This is a genomic window from Rhodopseudomonas sp. (genome assembly GCF_048594845.1).
Lineage (GTDB): Bacteria > Pseudomonadota > Alphaproteobacteria > Rhizobiales > Xanthobacteraceae > Rhodopseudomonas.
On record NZ_JBMDXE010000172.1, the window covers coordinates 1 to 3,568 of the forward strand.

Consider the following 3,568-nt stretch of genomic DNA (forward strand, 5'->3'; position numbering starts at 1 on the left):
GGCCGCGCCATCAGCGCCAGCGCATCGGGCAGGGCATGGACGCCGAGCAGCGGCGGCGCGTCGTCGATCGTCGCCAGCCGCGGCGGATACCCGGTTTCACCCGGCGCAACCAACTCGACGCCGATACGCCGCGAACCCTCGATCTCGCGCCGCGCATCCTCTTCTGACGGAATCCGGCCAGCCCGCGCCGCGCCGCCCCGCCGGGCCAATTCCGGCAACCGCTCCAGCGCTACGCGCGCCGAGCCGAAATGATTGATCAGCGAGCGGAAGGTCCGTGGGCCGACATTGTCACTGCGGATCAGTCGCAGCCAGTCGATGCGCTGCGCATCGGTGAGGAGAGTCGTGCTCTGATCGCTACTATTTCCGGCCACGCACCACCCCCGTAGGGAGAGTGTTGCTTAGCTGTCGGAAGGGAACAAGTTCGACGAAAGCGGGAGGAGGCAATGGTAATTGGAGCTACTTGACCGCAGTCATCGCGGGCGAAGCGAAGCAATTTAGCGCCGGGCACGCGTCTGGATTGCTTCGCTTCGCTCGCAATGACGCTGAAGCGAGCGACGAACGAAGCCGCTTACTTCTTCTCGCCGATCCGGCTTTCCGTCCCTGCCTGCAACCGCTTGATGTTTTCGCGGTGCATCCAGAATAGCAGCAGGGTCAGCACGGCGAATAGCGAGGCGAGCGCCGGGTGGCCGAACCACCACAGGAAGATTGGGGTGATAAAGGCCGCGACCAGGGCGGACAGCGACGAGTAGCGCGCGGTGAAGGCGGTGGCGAGCCACAGCAGGCAGAACACCAGCGCGCCGGGCCAGAACAGGCCGAGCAGAATGCCGATGTAGACGGCGACCCCTTTGCCGCCCTTGAACTTCAACCAGATCGGAAACAGATGGCCGAGAAACGCGCCAAGCCCGGCCAGCATCGCGGCGTTGGCAGAGACCGCGTCGGTGCCGCGCGCCAGATAAGCGGCGAGGATCACCGCGGCGGTGCCCTTCAGCGCGTCGAGCAGCAGCGTCGCGGCGGCGAGGCCCTTGCGGCCGGTGCGCAGAACGTTGGTGGCGCCGATATTGCCGGAGCCGATCGAGCGCAGATCCTGCGTGCCGGCGAGTTTGGTGAGGATCAGTCCGAACGGGATCGAGCCGAGCAGATAGCCGATCACCAAGGCGGCAAGGTAGATCCCGATCATCACAACTCTCCAAACAATCTAGCAAGTCGGGAATACAATCAAACTCTCCCCGTCATTGCGAGGAGCGAAGCGAGGAAGCAATCCAGAGGCCCAGTGCTCGGCGCCTCTGGATTGCTTCGCGGAGCCTGTGCCCGGACGGCGCGGAGCGCCGATCCGGGTGCTCGCAATGACGGGGGAGGCTCTACCCGTCGGCCAACTCCGTTAGCCCTTCAAACTCACTCACACATGCTCGTACACCGTCCGTCCACCGACGATGGTCCGAGCCACGCGGCCAGAGAACCGCGCCTCGTCGAATGGCGTGTTCTTGCATTTCGACTTCAGTTCGTTTGGATCGACGATCCACGGCGTGTCGATGTCGATCACGATCAGGTCGGCGGGGGCGCCGGCGCGCAGCGTGCCGCCGGGCAGGCCGAGCAGTTCGGCCGGGCGGGTCGACATCGCACGGATCAGGGAGAGCAGGTCGAGTTCGCCGCTGTGCACCAGCCGCAGCCCGGCCGGCAGCATGGTCTCCAGCCCGATCGCGCCGGCCTCCGCCGCGGCGCAGGGCAGGCGCGTGACCACGACGTCCGGCGGATTGTGGTCCGCCATCACCACGTCGCTCAGCCCGGACGACACCGCGGCGATCAGCGCCTTGCGGTCGTCCTCGGTGCGCAGCGGCGGCGACAGCTTGAGGAAGGTGCGGTACGGGCCGATGTCGTTCTCGTTGAGCGAGATGTGGTTGATCGAAACCGAAGCCGAGACGTTGATGCCGGCGTCGCGCGCGCGCTGCAGGATCTCCAGCGACTCGATGCAAGTCAGCGACGCGGCGTGGTAGCGGCCGCCGGTCAGCGCCGCGAGGCGGACGTCGCGCTCCAGCACCACGGCCTCGGCCGCCGCCGGCACGCCGGACAGGCCGAGCCGGGTGGCGAATTCGCCCTCGTTCATCACGCCTTCGCCGACGAGGTCGGGGTCTTCGGTGTGGTGCACGATCAGCGCGTCGAAATCGCGCGCATAGGTGAGGACGCGGCGCATCACCTGCGCGTTCATCACGCTGCGGTCGCCGTCGCTGAATGCCACCGCGCCGGCGGCCTTCAAGAGACCGATCTCGGTCATCTCGGCGCCGGCGAGATCCTTGGTCAGCGCCGCCATCGGATGGATGTTGACGATCGCGGTGTCGCGCGCGCGGCGCATCACGAAATCGACCGTCGCCGAGTTGTCGATCACCGGCGAGGTGTTCGGCTGGCAGACGATGGTGGTGATGCCGCCGGCGGCAGCAGCCTGGCTCGCCGAAGCAAACGTCTCACGATGGCTGGCGCCGGGCTCGCCCACGAAGGCACGCATGTCGACCAGGCCGGGCGCGACCACCATGCCGTTGCAATTGATGATGTCGGTGCCCTCGGGCACGCCGGCGGCGCCGATCCCGCGGCGGGCATCGCGGATCACGCCGTCGGCGATCAGCACGTCGCCGACACCGTCGAAGTCGCGGCCGGGGTCGATCAGTCGGGCGTTGGCGAGCAGGATCGGGCGGCGGTCGGTCAGCATTGTTCGGTCCCGTTCCAGCTTCAGGCGTTGGGCAGGTTGCGGGCGAGCGCTTCGAGCACCGCCATGCGCACCGCCACGCCCATTTCCACCTGTTCGCGGATCAGCGACTGCGCGCCGTCGGCGACGGCGGAGTCGATCTCGACGCCGCGGTTCATCGGCCCCGGATGCATCACCAGTGCGTCCGGCTTGGCGTAGGACAGCTTCTTCTGGTCGAGGCCGAAATACTGGAAGTACTCGCCGCTCGACGGCACGAAGGAGCCGTTCATGCGCTCGCGCTGCAGCCGCAGCATCATCACGATGTCGGCGCCGTCGAGCCCTTCGCGCATGTCGCGCGCCACCTCGACGCCCATCCGTTCGATGCCCGCGGGCAGCAGCGTGGAAGGCGCAACGACGCGGACGCGGGCGCCCATGGTGTTCAGCAGCAGAATGTTGGAGCGCGCGACGCGCGAATGCATCACGTCACCGCAGATCGCCACCACCAGCCCTTCGAGCCGGCCCTTGTTGCGGCGGATCGTCAGCGCGTCGAGCAGCGCCTGGGTCGGATGCTCATGGGCGCCGTCGCCGGCATTGATCACCGAGCCGTCGACCTTGCGGGCGAGCAGTTCCACCGCGCCGGAGGCGTGATGGCGCACGACGAGGATGTCCGGGTGCATCGCGTTCAGCGTCACCGCGGTGTCCATCAGGGTCTCGCCCTTGCGCATCGACGATGACGACACGCTCATGTTCATGACGTCGGCGCCGAGGCGCTTGCCGGCGATCTCGAACGACGACTGCGTCCGCGTCGACGCTTCGAAGAACAGATTGACCTGGGTACGGCCGCGCAGCGAGGTGCGCTTCTTGTCGACCTGCCGGTTGAGCTCGACATATTCT

General features: G+C 67.1%; 3 protein-coding genes and 1 pseudogene. All 4 read right to left on the reverse strand.

Going from position 1 to position 3,568, the window contains the following annotated elements:
* A pseudogene (locus ACOJTD_RS10810) lies at window positions 1–371 on the reverse strand (DNA-protecting protein DprA); the annotation flags it as partial.
* Between the two features lie 197 nt (window positions 372–568).
* The gene (plsY, locus tag ACOJTD_RS10815; RefSeq protein ID WP_420132918.1) at window positions 569–1,180 is read right to left on the reverse strand and encodes a glycerol-3-phosphate 1-O-acyltransferase PlsY; all 612 of its coding nucleotides are present in this window, start codon (window positions 1,178–1,180) and stop codon (window positions 569–571) included.
* Window positions 1,181–1,396: 216 nt separating this feature from the next.
* The gene (locus ACOJTD_RS10820; protein ID WP_420132919.1) at window positions 1,397–2,698 is read right to left on the reverse strand and encodes a dihydroorotase; all 1,302 of its coding nucleotides are present in this window, start codon (window positions 2,696–2,698) and stop codon (window positions 1,397–1,399) included.
* A 20-nt stretch (window positions 2,699–2,718) separates the two neighbouring features.
* Window positions 2,719–3,568 (reverse strand): aspartate carbamoyltransferase catalytic subunit (locus ACOJTD_RS10825; RefSeq protein WP_420132920.1); only part of this gene is annotated, 850 nt, incomplete at its 5' end.

Bases quoted from the DNA above. Each gene is read 5' to 3' on its own strand.
- ACOJTD_RS10820 (WP_420132919.1), bottom strand. From the start codon at position 2,698: ATGCTGACCGACCGCCGCCCGATCCTGCTCGCCAACGCCCGACTGATC.